The following is a 17993-nucleotide window of genomic DNA, read 5'->3' on the forward strand; positions in this document are numbered from 1 at the left end:
ACATCATGACAGAGATTTCGAAACTCGCGGCCGCCTTCGCGCCGCATGAGGAACTTGCGGCGGCGTTGCTGCCGCATGCCTTCGCCGCCGATGACGGCTCGCACGATGCCGCACATCTGATCCGTGTCTGGAAGAATGCCGCCCGCATCCAGGCGGAGGAGGGCAGTGAGGCGCGTTTGCTCGCCGCCGCGGTGCTGCTGCATGACTGCGTCTCGGTCGAGAAGAACTCGCCCCTGCGCACGCAGGCATCACGACTGGCGGCCGAAAAGGCGACGGGCATTCTGAAAGATCTCGGTTGGGGCACGGATGAGATTGCCGCGGTGGCGCACGCCATCCTGACGCACAGCTTCTCGGCGAACATCCCGCCGGAAACCCTGGAGGCGAAGATCCTTCAGGATGCCGATCGGCTGGATGCGATCGGCATGGTCGGCGCTGCCCGCTGCTTCTACATCGCCGGGCGCATGGGCAGCGGCCTTTACGACCCGCTCGATCCGTTGGCTGAGGCGCGGGCGCTCGATGACAAGGCCTTCGCCATCGATCATTTCGAGACCAAGCTCTTCCGGCTCGCTGACGGGTTCAAGACCGAGGCCGGCCGCCGTCTGGCTCACGAGCGTGAGCAGCGGCTACGCGACGTGCTCGCCATGATGCTGGATGAAATCTAGTTGCCGGGAAGGGCGTGGGGCGCTTTTCTGCGAGCGATTGTGCCGCGCCGATTGCACCGGAACATTTCTCCGTTTCCATCAAACCGAGAAATGATCTAGGCCTTTCAACGGATTGCAGCCGCCCGGTGAATCGGATCGTCAGGCGCTTGAATCAGTTTTTGAAGATGGAAGGAACTGTCCATGAAGGTGACCGGCCTCAATATTCATCCGCTGAAGAGCGGTCGCGCGATTGCCCGCGAGACGGTCTCGGTCAATCTCGACGGCGTCGAGGGTGACCGGCGTTTCATGCTGATCCAGCCGGATGGGCGCTTTATCACCCAGCGCGAACTGCAGACATTGGCGCAGGTTGAGGCGAGCCACATCGATGGCGGCGTGCACCTGAGGATGGGTGAGCGGGAGATCTCCGTCCGCTTCGATCCGGACCGTCGTCTGAACGTCGTCGTTTGGGGCAGCGAGGTCGATGCCGCCGTGTCGGATGAAACGACGGACGAGGTTCTCTCTTCATGGTTCGGCCGCCCGGTCAGGCTCGCCCATATGGACGCCTCGGCCGAACGGCTCGTCGGCGCCGAATGGGCAGGAGCGGCCGCACCCGTCGGCTTTGCCGATGGCTTTCCGATCCTGATCACGACCACGGGTTCGCTTGCCGATCTCAACCGGACGCTCGCCGAAAAGGGCCAGGAACCGGTCGGCATGGAACGGTTCCGCACCAACATCCTCGTCGACTGCGATGAAGCCTGGGAGGAGGATTTCTGGGAGAGCGTCGAGATCGGCGGCATCCGCTTCGATCTCGTCAAACCCTGCTCGCGCTGCATCATGACGACCCAGGACCAGATCACCGGCGAGCGCATCGGCGGCAATCCGATCCAGGGGTTGGCGGAGAAGCGCATGTCGGCCGACCGCCGCGTGACCGGCGTGCTCTTCGGCTGGAATGCGGTGCCGCGCAGCGAAGGCACCGTGAAGCTCGGCGATGAGGTCAAGATCATCGGCCGACGCGGCGAGCGCTGGCCGATGAAGGTGCGTGCTTCGGCTTAGTTCAGAAGCAATTCCGGACGGAAACGATCTCACGCGTTTCTCGGTATCAAGCCCAGGGCGTGATACCGAGAAGCTTGGCGCCCAGATCCGAAAGGCTGGCGGGGGAGGCGTTGTGCTTTTCCCATTCGCGCGGGTCGCCGGGAAAGGCGTCGCGCTTCGGATGGTCGAGCTCGCGCCACAGGCGCACCCGTTCCTCGCGCTCGGCGACATTGCCCCATTCTGCCGGATGCATCGAAATGTACTGCGCCATGCGCACGCGGCCATCGGAATGATTGGGCCGCACGCCGTGGGCCAGCAGGCTGTTGAAGATCATCAGGTCGCCGGCCTCCATCTCGATGTTGACGGTCGAAAGACCGGTCATGTCGGGGTGCATCGGGTCGCGGTCGGCGCTTTGAGTCTTCTCCCAGCTTTCGAAGTTTTCGAACAGTTCCGGCACGCATTGGAAGCCGCCGACGTCGCCGTCCTGCTTCTTGAGGCTGAGCACGCCCTGAACGCCGATCGGCAGCGGCCGGATTGAGGTGTCGACGTCCCAATGTATGAAGCCGTTGGGATTGCCCTTGACCTTCTTCGGTGGGTTGAGGTTGGCGCGGTCGATCGTCACCCACAGGTCTTCGCGGTCCCAGATGTCGACGAAGGCGCCGTAGATGCGCGGCTCCTGGCGGTTGTCCCAGAGATACTGGTGATTGTAGATCTCCAGCATGCCGGTGTTGTTGAGTTCCTTCATCTTGTGCTCGCGTCGCTGCGGCGCATACCAGGTCGAAGGGTCGACCGGATCCTTTTCGTCGAAGCGCCAGAGCAACTCGACGAGCCGCTCGACATTGGTCGCCGGTACCGCCTGACGGACGATGACGTAGCCCTTGGTGATCCAGTGCTGCCAGTCCGCTTCCGAAAGCACGCGCAGAGGCAGCCGCTTCCGGATGTCCTTCAGTTGAATATCGAGATGGGCCGCCGTCGGGTGACTGTCTCTGAGTGGCTGCATGTGGATCTCCTCGCCTGGCAGGTTTGATTGGTGATGGAGAAAACCTAGCCCTTTCAACGGTGCCGCTGTTGCACGCAGCCTGCCTACATTGATACTATTCTGGCTTCTGAGGATAGAATGGTGCAACATGAAGGCTGTTTTGCAGAAGATCTCGAGGCCGACCAATGCCTCATCAATCTTGCTAGACCGCCGGCTCGACGATGCCATCCCGTTCCAATGGCACCATCATCCCGAGTTCGAACTGACGCTGACGCTCAACTCGCGCGGCCAGCGCTTCATCGGAGACCATATCGGTGCCTATGAGGACGGCGATCTCGTGCTGGTCGGCTCCAACTTGCCGCACACCTGGCACTCCGCCGGCAAGGTCGACGAGGCCGAACCGCACGTGGCGCTGGTGCTCTGGTTCCATCCGGAATGGGTGGAGCGCGTGGAGGAAGGCTTCGTCGAACTCGCCGGCGTCAAGGCGATGTTCGAGCGTTCGGCTCCAGGGTTGCAGTTCACGCCGGAAGTGGCCACCCGCGTGCGGCCGCTGTTCGAAGGGTTGCGCCGGTTGGCGCCGGAGGAGCGCCTGCCGGACGTCCTGTCGATGCTGACGATCCTGGCGCGCGAGCAGGCGGTAACACCACTGTCGAGCCGGGTCGTCACGCCATCAGGCCGATCGGTCGACCGCGGCCGCCTCGACCGGGTGCTCGACCATATCCACCTGCATTACGCCGAAAACCCGTCGATGGACGAACTCGCGGATCTGGCCGCGCTCAGCCTTTCCGGCCTGCACCGCCTGTTCCTGCGCCACCTCAACATGCCGGTCTCGGAATATCTGATGCGCCTGCGGATCGGCGAGGCCTGCGCGCTGCTCAGTGGTTCGGCGCGTTCGATCGCTCATGTCGCCGATGCCGTCGGCTATCGTTCGCTTGCCAACTTCAATCGCCAGTTCAAGGCGGCCAAGGGCATGACGCCGAGAGCGTTTCGCGACCGGTTCCGCAGCGCCGCTTGATCAAGGCATCAATTCCGGTGATTGCGGCGTCAATTTAATTGGCTTTTATCTGTTTTAGCAGCCGCCTAGGATCGCGCTCCATCAATCGGAGAGATTCCATGTCCGCTGTTTCCGGAGCATCCGCGCCGTCCAGTGCCCGTCAGGAGATGCCCTGGCTGATCATTGCGGCCGGCTCGGTCGTTGCGATGCTCACCTTCGGCCCGCGCTCGGCGATGGGCTTCTTCCAGCTGCCGATGCTCGCCGATACGGGCTGGGACAGGACGACCTTCGGCCTTGCCATGGCATTGCAGAACCTCTGCTGGGGCCTGAGCCAGCCCTTCTTCGGCGCGATCGCGGACAAGTTCGGAACGTGGCGCGTGCTCGCCATGTCGGGCCTTCTCTACGCTGCAGGGCTCTTCATCATGGCCTTCGCCAACGCGCCGATCTGGCTGCACATCGGCGGCGGCGTGCTCGTCGGCATGGCGGTGGGCTCCGGCTCCTTCGGCATCCTGCTCTCCGCCTTTGCCCGCAACGTCACGCCGCATCAACGGTCGCTCGCCTTCGGCATCTGCACGGCGGCGGGCTCGGCCGGCATGTTCCTGTTCGCGCCCCTGAGCCAGGGGCTGATCTCGGCCTATGGCTGGTCGGACAGCCTGGTCTATCTCGGTGTCCTCATGCTGGTGGTGCCGTTCTTCGCGATCCCGCTGCGCGGCAACGCGTCCTCCGGCCGCCAGAGCGAGGCGCAATTCAAGCAGTCGATCGGCGAGGCGCTGAAGGAGGCACTTGGCCACAAGAGCTACCTGCTGCTGGTTTCCGGCTTCTTCGTTTGCGGCTACCAGGTTGCCTTCATCACCGCGCACTTCCCGGCTTACATAGGCGATATCGGCATCGACGCGCGCTATGCGGTGATCGCGCTGGCACTCATCGGCTTCTTCAACATCATCGGTTCTCTGTCGGCGGGCTTCATCGCCCAGCGCTACTCGAAACCCTATTTCCTGGCGCTGATCTATATCGCGCGGTCGGTGGCGGTGACGGCCTTCCTGCTGCTGCCGCAGACGCCGACCTCGGTCATCGTCTTTGCCATCGTTATGGGCCTGCTCTGGCTTTCGACCGTGCCGCCGACCAATGCGCTGGTCGCGATCATGTTCGGTACGCGCCACCTCGGCCTGCTCGGCGGCATCGTCTTCCTGTCGCACCAGGTCGGCTCATTCCTGGGTGTGTGGATGGGCGGCTACCTCTACGACCACTTCGGTTCCTACGATCCGGTGTGGTGGCTCGGTGTAGCCCTCGGCGTCTTCGCTGCAATCGTCCACTGGCCGATCGAGGAGAAGGGCGTGGCACGGCCGGCGATGGCCTGATCGCGAACCAAAATCAGAAGCGCCGCGAAAAGCGGCGCTTCTATTCTTGAATTCTGTCACAAAACTTTCTAAATCAACCCATGCGGCTTTGCCGCTTTTGTTTTGGTTCAATTATGCTCAGAGTGAGCATAATTGAAAACCCGCCCAGGAAGAGGGGCGGAGAGGAGATGTCGATGACGCGCCTTGCACCCCGCACCGCGGCCGTGGCGAAACCGGTTTTTGTCAGCGCCGCTGAGCGCTTCGGCATCATCGAAAGGCCCGAGCTCGCCTTTACGCCGGCGATCGCGCGCGAAACCGAGCATCTCTACGAGAAGGTCAAGGATTTCATCCCGGCGATCGAGTGGCCGGTCTACGCGCCCTATGTGCACGCCATCAACCGGCTGAAGAAGGAGCGTAACGCGGTCATCCTCGCGCATAACTATCAGACGCCGGACATCTTCCACTGTGTCGCCGACATCGTCGGCGACTCGCTGCAGCTCGCGCGCGATGCTGCCAAAGTCGATGCGGAAATCATCATCCAGTGCGGCGTGCACTTCATGGCCGAAACGTCGAAGTTGCTGAGTCCGGAAAAGACCGTGCTGATCCCCGACGCCAAGGCAGGCTGCTCGCTGTCGGAATCGATCACCGGCGCCGATGTCCGCCTGCTGAAGCAGCGCTACCCCGGCGTTCCCGTCGTCACCTACGTCAACACGTCTGCCGACGTGAAAGCCGAGACCGACATCTGCTGCACCTCGTCGAACGTGCTCGATGTCGTCGAGAGCCTGGAATCCGACACGGTTCTCTGCATTCCCGACGAATACCTGGCGATGAACGTCGCGCGCCAGACCAACAAGAAGATCCTGACCTGGAAGGGCCACTGCGAGGTGCACGAGCGCTTCACCGCCGCCGAGTTGCTCGCCTACAAGGAAGCCAATCCGGGTATCGAGATCATCGGTCATCCGGAATGCCACCCGGACGTAATCGCCGTCTGCGACTTCGCCGGCTCGACCTCCGGCATGATCAACTACGTCAAGGACAATCGCCCGTCGAAGGTGCTGCTCGTTACCGAGTGCTCGATGGCGTCGAACATCCAGGCCGAGATCGAAGGCGTCGAGTTCGTCAAGCCGTGCAACCTCTGTCCGCACATGAAGCGCATCACGCTGCCGAAGATCCTCGACAGCCTGCTGACCATGACGGAGGAGGTTCTCGTCGATCCTGATATCGCCGATCGCGCCCGCCTTGCGGTCGAGCGCATGGTGAACCTCAAGCAGTAACAATTTCCGCCGGGTCATACCGGATGCAGGCATGCGCATTGGAGGAGAATGAATCATGCTGACCGACCATTTCCGCCCGCAATCCTTCAACGGGATTGACGATATCGTCATCGTCGGTGGCGGCCTGGCCGGCCTCTTCTGCGCGCTGAAACTGAGCCCGAGACCGGTGACGATCCTTGCCGCAGCCCCGATCGGCCACGGCGCCTCGTCGGCCTGGGCTCAAGGCGGCATCGCCGCAGCCATGAGCCCCGGCGACACCTTCGAGAAACATGTCGCTGACACGTTGGCCGCCGGTGCCGGCATCGTCGACGAGAAGATGACGCGCATGATGGTGGCCGAAGGCCCGGCGCGCATTCACGATCTGCTCGAATACGGCGTGCCCTTCGATCGCGATCTCGAAGGCAAGCTGCTGCTCTCGCGTGAGGCGGCCCATTCCGAGCGACGCATCGTCCGCGTCAAGGGCGACATGGCCGGCAAGGCGATCATGGAAGCGCTGATTGCCGCCGTCCGCCGGACGCCTTCGATCCGCGTGATCGAAGGCTATGTAGTCGAGGAACTCGTGCGCGAAGGCCGGTTCATCTCCGGCGTCATCGCCCGGCCCGATGCCGGCCAGTCGAAGAAGCGTGTGGCTTTCCCGGCCCGTGCCGTCGTGCTCTGCTCCGGTGGAATCGGTCATCTCTATGCTGTCACGACCAACCCGTGGGAAGCGTGCGGGCAGGGGCTCGGCATGGCCGCCCGCGCCGGCGCGATCATCGCCGATCCGGAATTCGTGCAGTTCCACCCGACGGCGATCAACATCGGCAAGGATCCGGCGCCGCTCGCGACCGAGGCGCTGCGCGGTGATGGCGCCCAGCTTCTGAACGCCGCCGGCCATCGCTTCATGCTCGATATCCACCCGGACGGCGAGCTTGCGCCGCGCGACATCGTTTCGCGTGGTGTCTTTGCCGAGGTCCAGGCCGGCCGCGGCGCGTTCCTCGATTGCACCAAGGCTGTGGGCAAGCATTTCCCCGAGATGTTCCCGACGGTCTATGCCTCTTGCATGGCGGCCGGCATCGATCCGGTGACGCAAGCCATCCCGGTCGTGCCGGCGGTTCACTATCACATGGGTGGCGTGCTCACCGATGCCGAAGGTCGCACCTCGATCGATGGTCTCTGGGCTGCTGGAGAAGTGACCTCCACCGGCGTGCACGGCGCCAACCGGCTCGCCTCCAACTCGCTGCTCGAAGCCGTCGTCTTTGCCGCCCGCATCGCCGAAAACATCAAGGGCACGCTGCCGACGCCGCAGCTTACCGAATGGGGCGATAATGCCGGCGAGAACGACGATCCGGTGACCGTCGAAGACAGCCCGCAACTGAAGATCCTGCGCCAGGTGATGAGCGATTGCGTCGGCGTGATCCGAACCCGCGAGAGCCTGGTAAAGGCGATCCGCGAGATCGCACAGCTCGAGCGCGACAACACCCGCATGCGCTTCACCAACATTATTACCACGGCCAAGTTGATCGCCGTCGGCGCGCTGCGGCGCACGGAAAGCCGCGGCGGTCACTTCCGCGCCGATTGCCCACAGGAACAGCCGGAATGGCGCCGCCGCACCTATCTGACGCTCGCCGACGCCAACCGCCTGGCGAGCGAACTGGCGGAGACGGAAGCGGCGTGATTTCACGCGCGCCGCTTGCATGGACCGACACTCAAGGACGAAAAAGCAGATGACCGCAGCCCTCCGCCCCGAACTTCCCGCACTGATGATCGAGGACCAGGTGCGTGCCGCACTTAACGAGGATCTCGGCCGCGCCGGCGACATTACCACGCTCTCGACCATCGGGCCGGAGCTGACCGCAAAGGCCGGCATGAACGTGCGCGATGCGGGTGTTGTTGCCGGGCTGGAGCTTGCGCGTGCCGCCTTCCGTCTGGTCGATCCGTCGATCCACTTCGAGGCATTGGTGGCGGATGGTGACCGGGTCGCGCCGGGCACGGCGATCGCCCGGATCTCCGGTCGCGCCCGCGGGCTGCTGTCGGCCGAACGTGTCGGCCTGAACTTCCTGATGCACCTTTCGGGCATCGCAAGCTATACGGCGAAATTCGCCGACGAGATCGCCCACACGCGTGCGAAGGTCTGTTGCACCCGCAAGACCATTCCTGGGCTGCGGGCGCTGGAAAAATACGCGGTGCGTCTGGGCGGTGGCTCCAATCATCGCTACGGCCTCGACGATGCCGTGCTGATCAAGGACAATCACATTGCCGTATCTGGTGGTGTCGCCAGCGCCGTCCATGCGGCGCGTGCCTATTGCGGCCATCTCGTCAAGATCGAGATCGAGGTCGATGGCCTCGATCAGATGCGCGAGGCGCTGACGGCCCAACCCGACGTCATCCTGCTCGACAACATGGGGCCGGACTTGCTCCGCGAGGCCGTTGCGGTCAACCGCGCGTTTTGGCAGCTCTCCGCCGACGCCTATGCGGTCGATGCCCGCCGGACGCGGTTGGAGGCTTCAGGCAACGTCAAGATCGATACGGTGCGGGCAATCGCCGAGAGCGGCGTCGACTACATCTCGACCTCGAAGATCACCATGGCCGCCCCGACGCTCGACATCGGCCTTGATGTGGTGATCGAAAGGTAAGCAACTCCAGGAAAAGTGCGAAGCGGTTTTCCGTCCGGAGTTGCGCCCAAAAGAGGCCAACTCCAGGAAAAGTGCGAAGCGGTTTTCCGTCCGGAGTTGCGTCTTTTCAGAAGCTAACCGAGGTTTTGAACGTCAACGCTGCATGATGAACGGGCAGGAGAAACGTTCGCCGACGGTGATCTGCGTGCCGCAGTCGTAGCGGCAGGTCCGGAACTGCCCGTTCAGGTCCTGGCTGTTGAGATTGCAGATGGTTGTCTGCGGCTGCATGCCGCCGCCCTGTTGGTTCTTGAAGTAGTCGGGCATCTTCGGCTTTTCGTCGGTTCCCGATTGGGGCGAGGTGCCGAGCAGCGACGTAAGCAGGGTCAGGACGAGCAGCATGGTTGTCACCTCGGTCGTAAACGCCGCATGGTTTGCGGGCAGCGAAAGTTCGGCCGCGTCCCACTGCACCGATTATAGCATCATCCCCGCACATGTAGGGCGTTCTGTCGGATGTTTTTAGGTGCCGATCCACCGTTTGGTGGGCGGTACTGCCCTCATCGCCCACCGACCTTGAGCCCCGGGGCAGGGCGCTCGTCGAGGATCTGGCGGCGGAAGCGGAAGAGGGCGGCCGGCCGCCCACCGGTGGAAGACAGCGTCATCCCCGTCGGCTCCACCAGTTCGGCCCCTTCGACCAGGCGGCGGAAGTTCTGCTTGTGCAGGTGGCGCCCGGAGATCGCTTCGACGGTTGCCTGCAGATCGGTCAGCGTGAACTCGGGCGGCATCAGTTCGAAGACGACCGGCCGGTACTTGATCTTGCCGCGCAGCCTCGCCATTGCCGTGGCGACGATGCGGCGATGGTCATGGCGCATCGCCAGCCCGGCGGTCAGAACGTCGTTGCCATTACCGTGGCCGTCGATGGCCGCCTCGGGCACGAGCCCTGCCTCGTAAAGGAGCTCATAGCGCTCCAGCACGCGTTCCTCGTCCCAGGGAAAATCGCCGAGGCCGAAGGCCAGGCGAATGCGCGCCCGGCGCCCGGCAATCCGGGCGGCTCGGTCGTCACCGGACACACCTGTTTCCCAGCGGGCAAGTGCCGGCAGGAGCGCCTGGTCCAGCACCGCCGGGCGACCCTGCCGCCAGTCCTCCCAGGGCAGGTAGCCGTACCAGTCGCGCCAATGCGCGCCGGCTTCGGCCAGCCGCTCGGTGTTTTCGGCATCGGTTCTCGTCAGGGCCAGATAGCCGACCGAGACCATGTGCTTGCCTTCTTCGCCCGGCAGCCGCTGACGGCCGCGATCGCCGAAGGTGTAAAGCTGTTCGATATAGCCGAGCTTCAGCGCCGTACGCTTTTCGACGCGATCGCGCAGGCTCGTCTCAAAGGTCCGGTGGAGCGCCGGATCGAAGGGGCCGAAGGGCAGGCTGTCACGCGCATCGCCGTCACTTTCGCTGACGGCGAGGATGCGCGGGCTGCGGTTGACGACGGCGACGATCGCCGCATTGAGGCCGATCTCGACCGTTGTCGGCTGCGTCTCAATCGGCAACGGCTGCTCCTTCGGAAGCAAGCGGCAGAAGGAACGGCGCATTGCCGTCGGCATCCGCGCCGCGACCGATCGCGCGAACGGCGGCGATCAGCCTTCCATTGCGCGCAAGCACGCCGTCGCCAATCTCGACGAGCCGGCTGTTGGGGGTCGCATAGGGCGAGGCGCGGCGCAGCCGCTGCACCAGCTCCGCGTCGTCCTGGTCCGGCTCGGCCGCGAGCGCGGCGATGAGGGCGGCTGCCGGCGAACGGGAGACGCCCATCCAGCAATGAACGAGGAGCGGCCGTGCACGGTCCCATTCGCGCGCAAAGGCGACGATCTGCCGGACATGGTCTTCCTGCGGCGCAATGAGGTCGCCGGTGCCGGCAAAGGTGATGTCGTTCATGCCGAGCGTCAGATGTCGCGCCTTGGCGATGACGCCGGGGCGATGGAAATCCTGGCCCTTGGCGACGAGGCTGATCATCTCGGTGCAGCCATGGCGGACGGCCATTTCGGCAATGCGGGAAAGCGGAGAAACGATGATGCCGGGCATGTCAGATTTCCGCGCGCGCGGGCACGCGCTGCGCTTCCAGCGTGAGGAACCGTTCGGTGAACAGGCGCTGCGCCTCGACCGCCGGCAAGGGATCGATCAGCAGCGTCTCGCGGGTGATGCCGCGCGGCTGGCCGAAGAACTTGCGCGCCTCTTCGACGGAGAAGCCGGCAAGCACCGTTGCTTCGAAATAGGCCGCGACATGATCGGCCTTCTTGATGCGGTCCTTCAATTCCTTGGAGCAATGCGGCGGCAGGCCGAAACGAAGGTGGATGGCGCTTTCCAGCCGCTTCTCGACCGATTTGTAGCCGCCGCCGACCACCGCCTTGAACGGCGAGATCATGTCGCCGATCACATATTCCGGCGCGTCGTGCAAAAGCGCCAGCAGGCAATCGTCGGTGCTGCACTTGTTGCTGCGGCGAAAAATATCTTCGACCATCAGGCTGTGCTGGGCGACAGAGAAGGCATGATCGCCGGCGGTCTGGCCGTTCCACCGGGCAACACGGGCGAGGCCATGGGCGATGTCGCCGATCTCGACATCGAGCGGCGAGGGATCGAGCAGGTCCAGCCTTCGGCCGGAAAGCATGCGCTGCCAGGCGCGGGCCGCCGTCACGCGCTTGCCTCGTCCGTGCTGGTCGGGAAGGTGAGGCCGGTCCATTCGGGCAGAACCATTGTCACCGGCACGTCGCCGGCGAGCAGCGGGATCCCATTCGCCATGGCTTCACCGGCCTTGTCGATGCGCACGATCGCGAGCGCCGACTTGCCCTGCACCGTGCCCAGCGCGCCGATCGCCTTGTCGTTCGCCGTAATCGTCGTTCCCGTGGGAGGAAGGGCGGCGTCCGCCGAAACGATCACGACCCGGCGGCGCGGTGTGCTGCGGTGCTGCATGCGCGACACCACTTCCTGACCGACGTAGCAGCCCTTCTTGAAGGAGAGGCCGCCGTTTTTGTCCAGGAGCACGTCATGGGGGAATGCGTCCTGCACCGCATAATCGGCACCGGCATTCGCAATGCCCGCCGCGATCCGCAGCCGTTCGAGGTCTTCTGCGCCGGCCGTGTCGCCGGTGGCTTCCCCATAGGCGCGAAAGAGCGCAACGCCCGCCTTCTCGAAACGGTGGTCCCTATAGGCACCCGTCGGTGCTGCTTCGTCGAATATCACGGTGACGGCGTCGGAAGCCCTGATCGAAAGCTCGACTGCCGAGCGAAGCTTGTACATTGTCATGCGCTTCAGCAGCGCTTCGGCCTGGTCGCGTGCCGTTTCCAGCCGTAGGCCATCGCCGTCGCGGGAGATCAGGAACTCGAACAGGATCTTGCCCTGTGGCGTCAGAAGCGCGCCAGGACGCGCCTCGTCGGGCGCAAGCGCGTCGAGGTCGGTGGTGATCAGTCCCTGAAGAAGATCTTCGGCGTCCTTGCCGGAAATGGAGACGATCGCACGATCGTCGAGGCGAACTCTGGGCATCGTTCGAATCCTGTTCGACGGGAGGGGAGAATCCCGCGCTAACCTAGCAAACGATCACCTGGTAGCCGTGGCCGACTCAGGCCCCGGTCTCACCGGCGATCTCTTGGCGAAGAGGTAGGATGTTCGGCTGTCATCGGCAAGCAGGTCGCCGGCGCTCAGTCGCCGGCGATGAAGAATTTCCACTTGCCGTCCGGCATGATGCCGACGCGATAGAAGTTGTAACTGCCGAATTCTTCCATGTCGGCAAAGTCGCCGGCGGTGACCAGGCGGAACAGGTCGACCTTTTCCGGTGCCGTCAGCGTCGAAAGCTTCTTTTCTGCAAAATAGGGCCAGACATAGGCCTCCTGCGGCGTGCCCTTGTCGACCAGCACGAAGCCGGTCGACAGCACGTCGAGCAGGATCGCGAGAATTTCGACGCCTTCCTGGTCGCCCGAAAGGCTCTTCAGGATCGACACCGGGTCTTCATCGCCGGTGACGCCGGTGACCTGGGTCTGGTTCGGGCCCTTGCCGAGCAACGGGCGCAACCGCTCGATGTCGCCGGAAGCCGCCGCCTCGACGATCAGCTCGCGCATGCGGGCGACCGGCGCCGGAATCTTGGAAACGTCGGTCAGGACTTCGACAGGCCCGGTCGGCTCCGGTTCTTCGGCTTCGGGAGCGTCTTCCTTCGTGGCTGTCGCCGACTTGTTGATCAGCGGGTCGGGCATCGGGATTTCGAGCGGAAGCGTCTCTTCCTCATCCGGCTCTTCGGCAACGGGTTCGGCGGCAGGCGGCGTCGCCTTCTGATCGCCGGCGGCAGGCTGTTGCTCGGCCGGAACGGGTTGCGGCGCGCCCTGCAATTCGCTGAGAGCGAAGGCGGGGGAAACCGCTGCCGGGGTGGTCAAGGCGACACCGGCCAACAGCAGTGTGGCGAGGCGAACCGGAAGGGTCCGGTTTGCAAGATTCCGATGCATCGGGCAGTCCTGATATTACTGAATCGTGCGCTGGGGCGAGAATTCGCCGGCGAGCACGCGCTCGCGAAGCGAATTGAGCATTGCTTCGGCGCCGTCTTCGCCATGAAGCCGAACGGTTTCCCGCATGGCAAGAGCAATGGCCGCATCGGCGATGATTTCCGGCTCGATACCGTCGGCCATTCCGTCCGCCCAGGCCTCGCTCTGGTGTTCCAGCGCAGCCTGCATCTTCTCGTGGACGATCATGTCATCGATGTCGGTCAGGCTTGGTTCCATCATTCGTTCCATGCGACTTCCATTGTGCAAGCGGTTCATATTATGGCCGTTCGGCTGAACTCCGACTGAACGACCGTGACGGACTCGCCACTTCTTACCACTCTCTTAACGAACTTAGCAGCCTTTTCCCGAAACGACACGGGGTCGTGAGAAAAGAGGTTAATTTATTGCTAATTTCCAAAGCGGGCGACGATTTCTGACGCAAGTGTTGCCCCTTCGGCACGATATCGCTGTTCGGCGACGATCGCAGGGCCTGTGCAGTTCGTATAGACCGATGCGAAGGTGCGGTACCCGCGGTTGAAGGCGGCAGTCATCCGCTCGCGTCGTTTGACTTCGGTGGCGGTTTCCTTGTCGATCAGATCCTGCATCGAGCGGCGCCAGACGTCTTCCGGTTCCTTGACGCAGAGATTCCTGAGGTAGTGCACGGAGCCGAGGATCTCGGAGAGTCGAATCAGCCGCTGGTCATAGGGCGTCGGCTTTTCTTCCACAGCGGCCGGGGCAGGGGCTGCGGTCTCGGTCTTGGCCGGCTCTTTCGTCGGTGTTTTTTGCGCCGCCGCACCAGTGGCGACCGTCAGGGCGATTGCAGCGAGCGTAAGCCTTGCGAGGATCGGGACAGGGATCATGATTTCATCAAGCCCGAATTGTCGGCGGTTTCAAGGCCGTCGCCTGATGTCGCGGCGTTCGCGCCGGTGCCGGAGAGCCTTTCCACACATTCGCGCACGCTGTCGGGGATCGGCAGGGCGAAGATCTCCTCAGGGGTGAACCAGCCGAGCCCTGCCGCGTCGTCGCTGGCGACGGCCACCGCGTCGGCATCCGCCTCGGCCCTGAACACCGAAAGCAGGAAGTGTCGCCCTTCGGACTCCCTGCCCGGCAGATCGTAGATTTCAAACAGCACCGGATCGCGCGCCTTGATGCCGGTTTCTTCGAACAATTCGCGAAGCGCTGTCTCCTCTGGCGTCTCGCCGGGCTCGGCACGGCCGCCCGGAAAGGCGTACATGTCGGCCGACGGTGGGTTGGCCCGGCGAACGAGCAGATAGCGGCTGTCGCGTTCTAGAATGACGGAGGAAGCAAGTTCGGGCTTGGTCGGCATCAGGGAATCAAATCGTCTCGGTAGCGTTGACCCATCCTACGTGAAGTGCCACATCGATGTCATGTGCGGACGTTTTGCGCTGACGGCGACCCCCGACGAAATGATGGAATTGTTCAGCCTGCTGGAAAGCGACGACTTTCCGGCGCGCTTCAATATCGCGCCAACCCAGCCGATCATGGTTGTCGTGGCCGGCGAGCGCGCGGCACCCGGCAGCAACCTGCCGGAGCGCAAGGCGGTGCTCGTGCGCTGGGGCTTTGTGCCGGGCTGGGTGAAAGACCCGCGTGACTTTCCGCTGCTGATCAATGCGCGGGCCGAATCTGCAATCGACAAGGCCTCGTTTCGCGCCGCCATGCGCCACCGGCGTGTTCTCGTGCCGGCCTCCGGTTTTTACGAATGGCGCCGGCCGCCGAAAGGCAGCCGCGAGCCGTCGCAGGCCTATTGGGTGCGCCCGCGGAAGGGCGGCATCGTCGCTTTCGCCGGGCTGATGGAAACCTGGTCCTCGGCCGACGGCTCCGAGGTCGACACAGCGGCCATCCTGACGACGGCCGCCAACGCCTCGATCCGGCAGATCCATGACCGTATGCCGGTCGTCATCCAGCCCGAGGATTTTGGCCGCTGGCTGGATTGCAAGACGCAGGAGCCGCGCGAGGTTGCCGATCTCTTCGGCCCCGTCGCGGAGGACTACTTCGAGGCGATCCCTGTCTCGGACAAGGTCAACAAGGTCGTCAACACCGGTCCCGAAATCCAGGATGCCGTCACGCCCAGGTCGGTTGCGGATGCCCAGCTAAAAGGCAAGGGCAAGCCGACCGAGCCCGATGGCGGGCAGATGTCTCTCTTTTAAGGAAAAGAGCGTCGGAACCGTCAGGCTGGCCGCTTGGTCAGCTTGCCAGCCGGCTTCGCCTTCACCTGCAACGCTGCGGCAAGTACGGCCTTCAGGCCGAGCGGGCGATACTGTTCGACGAGGTTGGCGGATTTGGTGATGTCTTTGGTCTTTGCGGCTTTCACTTGCACTCACTCCTTGATGCTTTCCCGAACCGGATACACTGTCGCTTTCGTACGTCTTCACGAAAGCGACGCTCCTCCTCGCTCTCCGGAGACAGGATTTCGTGGTGTGCTACCAACTACACCGCGAATCTGTTTTCCGCATGGCGATCTCAGATAAGCCTAATCATGACAAATCCATGACCGCGGAATCCTTTCGATAGTCGGCTGTGCTTGCACGCGGCTGACCTCTTGACCGAAATCGGGTGACGCGCGATAAGTGAGGCCATGAAAACGGTTATCTGCATTATCTGCCGGAACATTATTCGCTAGCGCTCCGCTGGCCTGGCCGTTTTCGTCTCCTAAAATCCAAGATGACAAACGCGCGGGCCTCCCGGGCGCGGTATTTTACGGTCGTATGCATCTTGGAGAATGGCAATGGGCGGAACGCCGACACTGAAGCTGTACAACACGCTGACGCGGGAGAAGATCGAGTTCAAGCCGATCGATCCCGACAACGTTCGCATGTATGTCTGCGGCCCGACGGTCTATGACTATGCCCATATCGGCAATGCCCGGCCGGTCATCGTCTTCGACGTCCTGTTCCGGCTGCTGCGCCATGTCTATGGCGCGGATCACGTCACCTATGCGCGCAACATCACCGACGTCGACGACAAGATCAACGCGCGGGCGCTGCGGGACTATCCGACCCTGCCGCTCAACGACGCGATCCGCCGGGTGACGGAGAAGACCGAAACGCAGTTTCTCGACGATGCCAGGGCGCTCGGCTGCCTCGATCCTGATGTCCAGCCGCGGGCGACCGACAACATCGCCCAGATGATCGACATCATCGAAAAGCTCATCGTCAAGGGCCACGCCTACCAGGCGGGCGGCGAGGTGCTGTTCGATACCAAGTCGATGGCCGATTACGGTCAGCTCTCGAAGCGCAACCTCGACGAACAGCAGGCCGGCGCCCGCGTCGCCGTCGAGGCGCATAAGAAAAGCCCCGGCGATTTCGTGCTGTGGAAGCTCTCCGGCGACAACGAACCGGGTTGGGAAAGCCCGTGGGGCAGGGGCCGTCCCGGCTGGCACATCGAGTGCTCGGCCATGAGCAGCCGCTATCTCGGCGAGGTTTTCGACATCCACGGCGGCGGGTTGGATCTCATCTTCCCGCACCACGAAAACGAGATTGCCCAATCCCGTTGCGCCCATGGCACCGAGGTGATGGCGAATGTCTGGATGCACAACGGCTTCCTGCAGGTCGAAGGCCGCAAGATGTCGAAGTCCGAAGGCAACTTCGTCACCATCTACGAACTGCTGCACACGGAAAAGTTCGCCGGCCGCCAGTGGCCGGGCGACGTGCTGAGGCTCGCGATGCTGATGACGCACTATCGCGAGCCGATCGATTTTTCGGTGAAGCGGCTGGAAGAGGCAGAGCATCTGCTCTCCAAGTGGCCGGTGCCGGGTGACGCCACGGGTGAGGCCGACCCGGCCGTGGTCGCCGCACTTGCCGACGACCTCAACACGGTCGCGGCCGTCCAGGCGGTCCATGCGCTCGCCCAGAAGGCGGCGACCGATCCGAAACTGCTCGGCACCTTCGCCGCAAGTGCTGCGCTGATCGGCGTGGTGCCGCAGGCGGTCGAACTCGACGAGGGGCTGGTCCGCGACATCGACAGCCGCGTGCGAGCCCGTCTGGAACTGCTGAAGGCGAAGAACTTCGCGGAAGCCGACAAGATCCGCGATGATCTGCTGGCGCGCGGTGTTCAGCTGAAGGACGGCAAGGATCCGGCAACCGGCGAGCGGGTGACGACCTGGGATATCAAACGGTGACGGTGGGCCGCCCCCAGAGCCCTGTCCGATCGCTCTGATCGGTTCGGACAGGGCATCTGAAAGGGCAGCGGAAAGCGGAGCGCATGCATGAAAGAGGAGTTCGTGCGATGATCGACCATACGGGCATTCCCGTCGCGGATTTCGACCGGGCGCAGTCGTTCTACGACAAGGCCTTTGCTCCGCTTGGCGCCTCCTTGCTGATGATGGTGCCGTTGGAGCACACCGGCGGCGTGAAGGTCGGTGGTTGTGGCCGCGAGCGGCCGGTTTTCTGGCTGCATGAAACGGCCGAGGCAGGCCCGGGCCGCCACTACGCCTTTTCGGCGCGCAGCCGCGCCGAGGTCGATGCCTTCTATGAAGCGGCGATTGCCGCCGGCGGACTTGACAACGGCAAGCCGGGGCTGAGACCGCACTACCACCCGGACTATTACGGGGCCTTCGTATTCGATCCCGACGGCAACAATATCGAAGCCGTCTGCCACGCGCCGGGCTAAGGAGGAGTTGC

General features: G+C 63.4%; 21 protein-coding genes. 10 read left to right on the forward strand and 11 right to left on the reverse strand.

The window, feature by feature from the left end:
* The first annotated feature begins 5 nt into the window (after positions 1 to 5).
* Complete coding sequence (locus IB277_RS03050; protein ID WP_034804057.1) at positions 6 to 662, forward strand: HD domain-containing protein; 657 nt, start codon at positions 6 to 8, stop codon at positions 660 to 662.
* A 180-nt stretch (positions 663 to 842) separates the two neighbouring features.
* Positions 843 to 1694: an MOSC domain-containing protein gene (locus IB277_RS03055; protein ID WP_034804054.1), complete on the forward strand. Its 852-nt coding sequence runs from the start codon at positions 843 to 845 to the stop codon at positions 1692 to 1694.
* A 46-nt stretch (positions 1695 to 1740) separates the two neighbouring features.
* Here the strand turns inward: IB277_RS03055 and IB277_RS03060 are convergent, their stop codons facing one another.
* The gene (locus IB277_RS03060) at positions 1741 to 2673 is read right to left on the reverse strand and encodes a phytanoyl-CoA dioxygenase family protein (protein ID WP_090294625.1); all 933 of its coding nucleotides are present in this window, start codon (positions 2671 to 2673) and stop codon (positions 1741 to 1743) included.
* A 127-nt stretch (positions 2674 to 2800) separates the two neighbouring features.
* Here IB277_RS03060 and IB277_RS03065 point away from each other — a divergent pair, with 127 nt between their 5' ends.
* The 5 genes from IB277_RS03065 to nadC all read left to right on the forward strand — a co-directional run bounded on the left by IB277_RS03065 (position 2801) and on the right by nadC (position 8869).
* Positions 2801 to 3667, forward strand: coding sequence for an AraC family transcriptional regulator (locus IB277_RS03065; protein WP_090294623.1), 867 nt, complete (start codon positions 2801 to 2803; stop codon positions 3665 to 3667).
* A gap of 98 nt (positions 3668 to 3765) precedes the next feature.
* The gene (locus IB277_RS03070) at positions 3766 to 5004 is read left to right on the forward strand and encodes an MFS transporter (protein ID WP_034804045.1); all 1239 of its coding nucleotides are present in this window, start codon (positions 3766 to 3768) and stop codon (positions 5002 to 5004) included.
* A 173-nt stretch (positions 5005 to 5177) separates the two neighbouring features.
* The gene (gene nadA / locus IB277_RS03075) at positions 5178 to 6257 is read left to right on the forward strand and encodes a quinolinate synthase NadA (protein WP_034804309.1); all 1080 of its coding nucleotides are present in this window, start codon (positions 5178 to 5180) and stop codon (positions 6255 to 6257) included.
* 55 nt (positions 6258 to 6312) lie between these two features.
* Entirely contained in the window at positions 6313 to 7911 is a 1599-nt protein-coding gene (locus IB277_RS03080; RefSeq protein WP_034804041.1) for an L-aspartate oxidase, read from the forward strand.
* A gap of 49 nt (positions 7912 to 7960) precedes the next feature.
* A complete protein-coding gene (nadC, locus tag IB277_RS03085) occupies positions 7961 to 8869 on the forward strand; it encodes a carboxylating nicotinate-nucleotide diphosphorylase (protein WP_034804039.1) in 909 nt (302 codons plus the stop codon).
* A gap of 132 nt (positions 8870 to 9001) precedes the next feature.
* Here the strand turns inward: nadC and IB277_RS03090 are convergent, their stop codons facing one another.
* The 9 genes from IB277_RS03090 to IB277_RS03130 all read right to left on the reverse strand — a co-directional run bounded on the left by IB277_RS03090 (position 9002) and on the right by IB277_RS03130 (position 14683).
* Positions 9002 to 9247: a hypothetical protein gene (locus IB277_RS03090; RefSeq protein ID WP_077961811.1), complete on the reverse strand. Its 246-nt coding sequence runs from the start codon at positions 9245 to 9247 to the stop codon at positions 9002 to 9004.
* 155 nt (positions 9248 to 9402) lie between these two features.
* Positions 9403 to 10425 (reverse strand): NAD regulator, encoded by a 1023-nt coding sequence (locus IB277_RS03095; protein ID WP_034804035.1) that lies wholly within the window; start codon positions 10423 to 10425, stop codon positions 9403 to 9405.
* Positions 10373 to 10912, reverse strand: coding sequence for a tyrosine phosphatase family protein (locus IB277_RS03100; protein ID WP_034804033.1), 540 nt, complete (start codon positions 10910 to 10912; stop codon positions 10373 to 10375). The genes IB277_RS03095 and IB277_RS03100 overlap by 53 nt, the downstream gene beginning before the upstream one ends.
* Before the next feature lies 1 nt (position 10913).
* The gene (locus tag IB277_RS03105) at positions 10914 to 11522 is read right to left on the reverse strand and encodes a YfbR-like 5'-deoxynucleotidase (RefSeq protein WP_034804032.1); all 609 of its coding nucleotides are present in this window, start codon (positions 11520 to 11522) and stop codon (positions 10914 to 10916) included.
* Positions 11519 to 12367: a folate-binding protein YgfZ gene (locus IB277_RS03110; protein WP_060522110.1), complete on the reverse strand. Its 849-nt coding sequence runs from the start codon at positions 12365 to 12367 to the stop codon at positions 11519 to 11521. The genes IB277_RS03105 and IB277_RS03110 overlap by 4 nt, the downstream gene beginning before the upstream one ends.
* A gap of 155 nt (positions 12368 to 12522) precedes the next feature.
* A complete protein-coding gene (locus tag IB277_RS03115; RefSeq protein WP_034804030.1) occupies positions 12523 to 13317 on the reverse strand; it encodes a hypothetical protein in 795 nt (264 codons plus the stop codon).
* A 15-nt stretch (positions 13318 to 13332) separates the two neighbouring features.
* Positions 13333 to 13602 carry a hypothetical protein gene (locus tag IB277_RS03120; protein ID WP_089043914.1) on the reverse strand — a complete coding sequence of 90 codons (270 nt, stop codon included), beginning with the start codon at positions 13600 to 13602 and terminating at the stop codon, positions 13333 to 13335.
* A 158-nt stretch (positions 13603 to 13760) separates the two neighbouring features.
* Complete coding sequence (locus IB277_RS03125; RefSeq protein WP_060522111.1) at positions 13761 to 14213, reverse strand: TIGR02301 family protein; 453 nt, start codon at positions 14211 to 14213, stop codon at positions 13761 to 13763.
* On the reverse strand, positions 14210 to 14683 hold the full coding sequence (locus IB277_RS03130) for an NUDIX hydrolase (protein WP_090294622.1): 474 nt from the start codon (positions 14681 to 14683) through the stop codon (positions 14210 to 14212). The genes IB277_RS03125 and IB277_RS03130 overlap by 4 nt, the downstream gene beginning before the upstream one ends.
* A gap of 58 nt (positions 14684 to 14741) precedes the next feature.
* Here IB277_RS03130 and IB277_RS03135 point away from each other — a divergent pair, with 58 nt between their 5' ends.
* Positions 14742 to 15521, forward strand: a complete 780-nt coding sequence (locus IB277_RS03135) for an SOS response-associated peptidase (protein WP_090294801.1) — start codon at positions 14742 to 14744, stop codon at positions 15519 to 15521.
* A 20-nt stretch (positions 15522 to 15541) separates the two neighbouring features.
* Here the strand turns inward: IB277_RS03135 and IB277_RS03140 are convergent, their stop codons facing one another.
* On the reverse strand, positions 15542 to 15685 hold the full coding sequence (locus IB277_RS03140; protein WP_164475065.1) for a hypothetical protein: 144 nt from the start codon (positions 15683 to 15685) through the stop codon (positions 15542 to 15544).
* 414 nt (positions 15686 to 16099) lie between these two features.
* Here IB277_RS03140 and cysS point away from each other — a divergent pair, with 414 nt between their 5' ends.
* Both cysS and IB277_RS03150 read left to right on the forward strand, forming a co-directional pair.
* Positions 16100 to 17491, forward strand: a complete 1392-nt coding sequence (cysS, locus tag IB277_RS03145; protein WP_060522113.1) for a cysteine--tRNA ligase — start codon at positions 16100 to 16102, stop codon at positions 17489 to 17491.
* A 107-nt stretch (positions 17492 to 17598) separates the two neighbouring features.
* Complete coding sequence (locus IB277_RS03150; RefSeq protein ID WP_090294620.1) at positions 17599 to 17982, forward strand: VOC family protein; 384 nt, start codon at positions 17599 to 17601, stop codon at positions 17980 to 17982.
* Positions 17983 to 17993 lie beyond the last annotated feature (11 nt).

It is taken from the genome of Ensifer sp. ENS07 (assembly GCF_014852185.1).
Classification (GTDB): domain Bacteria; phylum Pseudomonadota; class Alphaproteobacteria; order Rhizobiales; family Rhizobiaceae; genus Ensifer; species Ensifer adhaerens.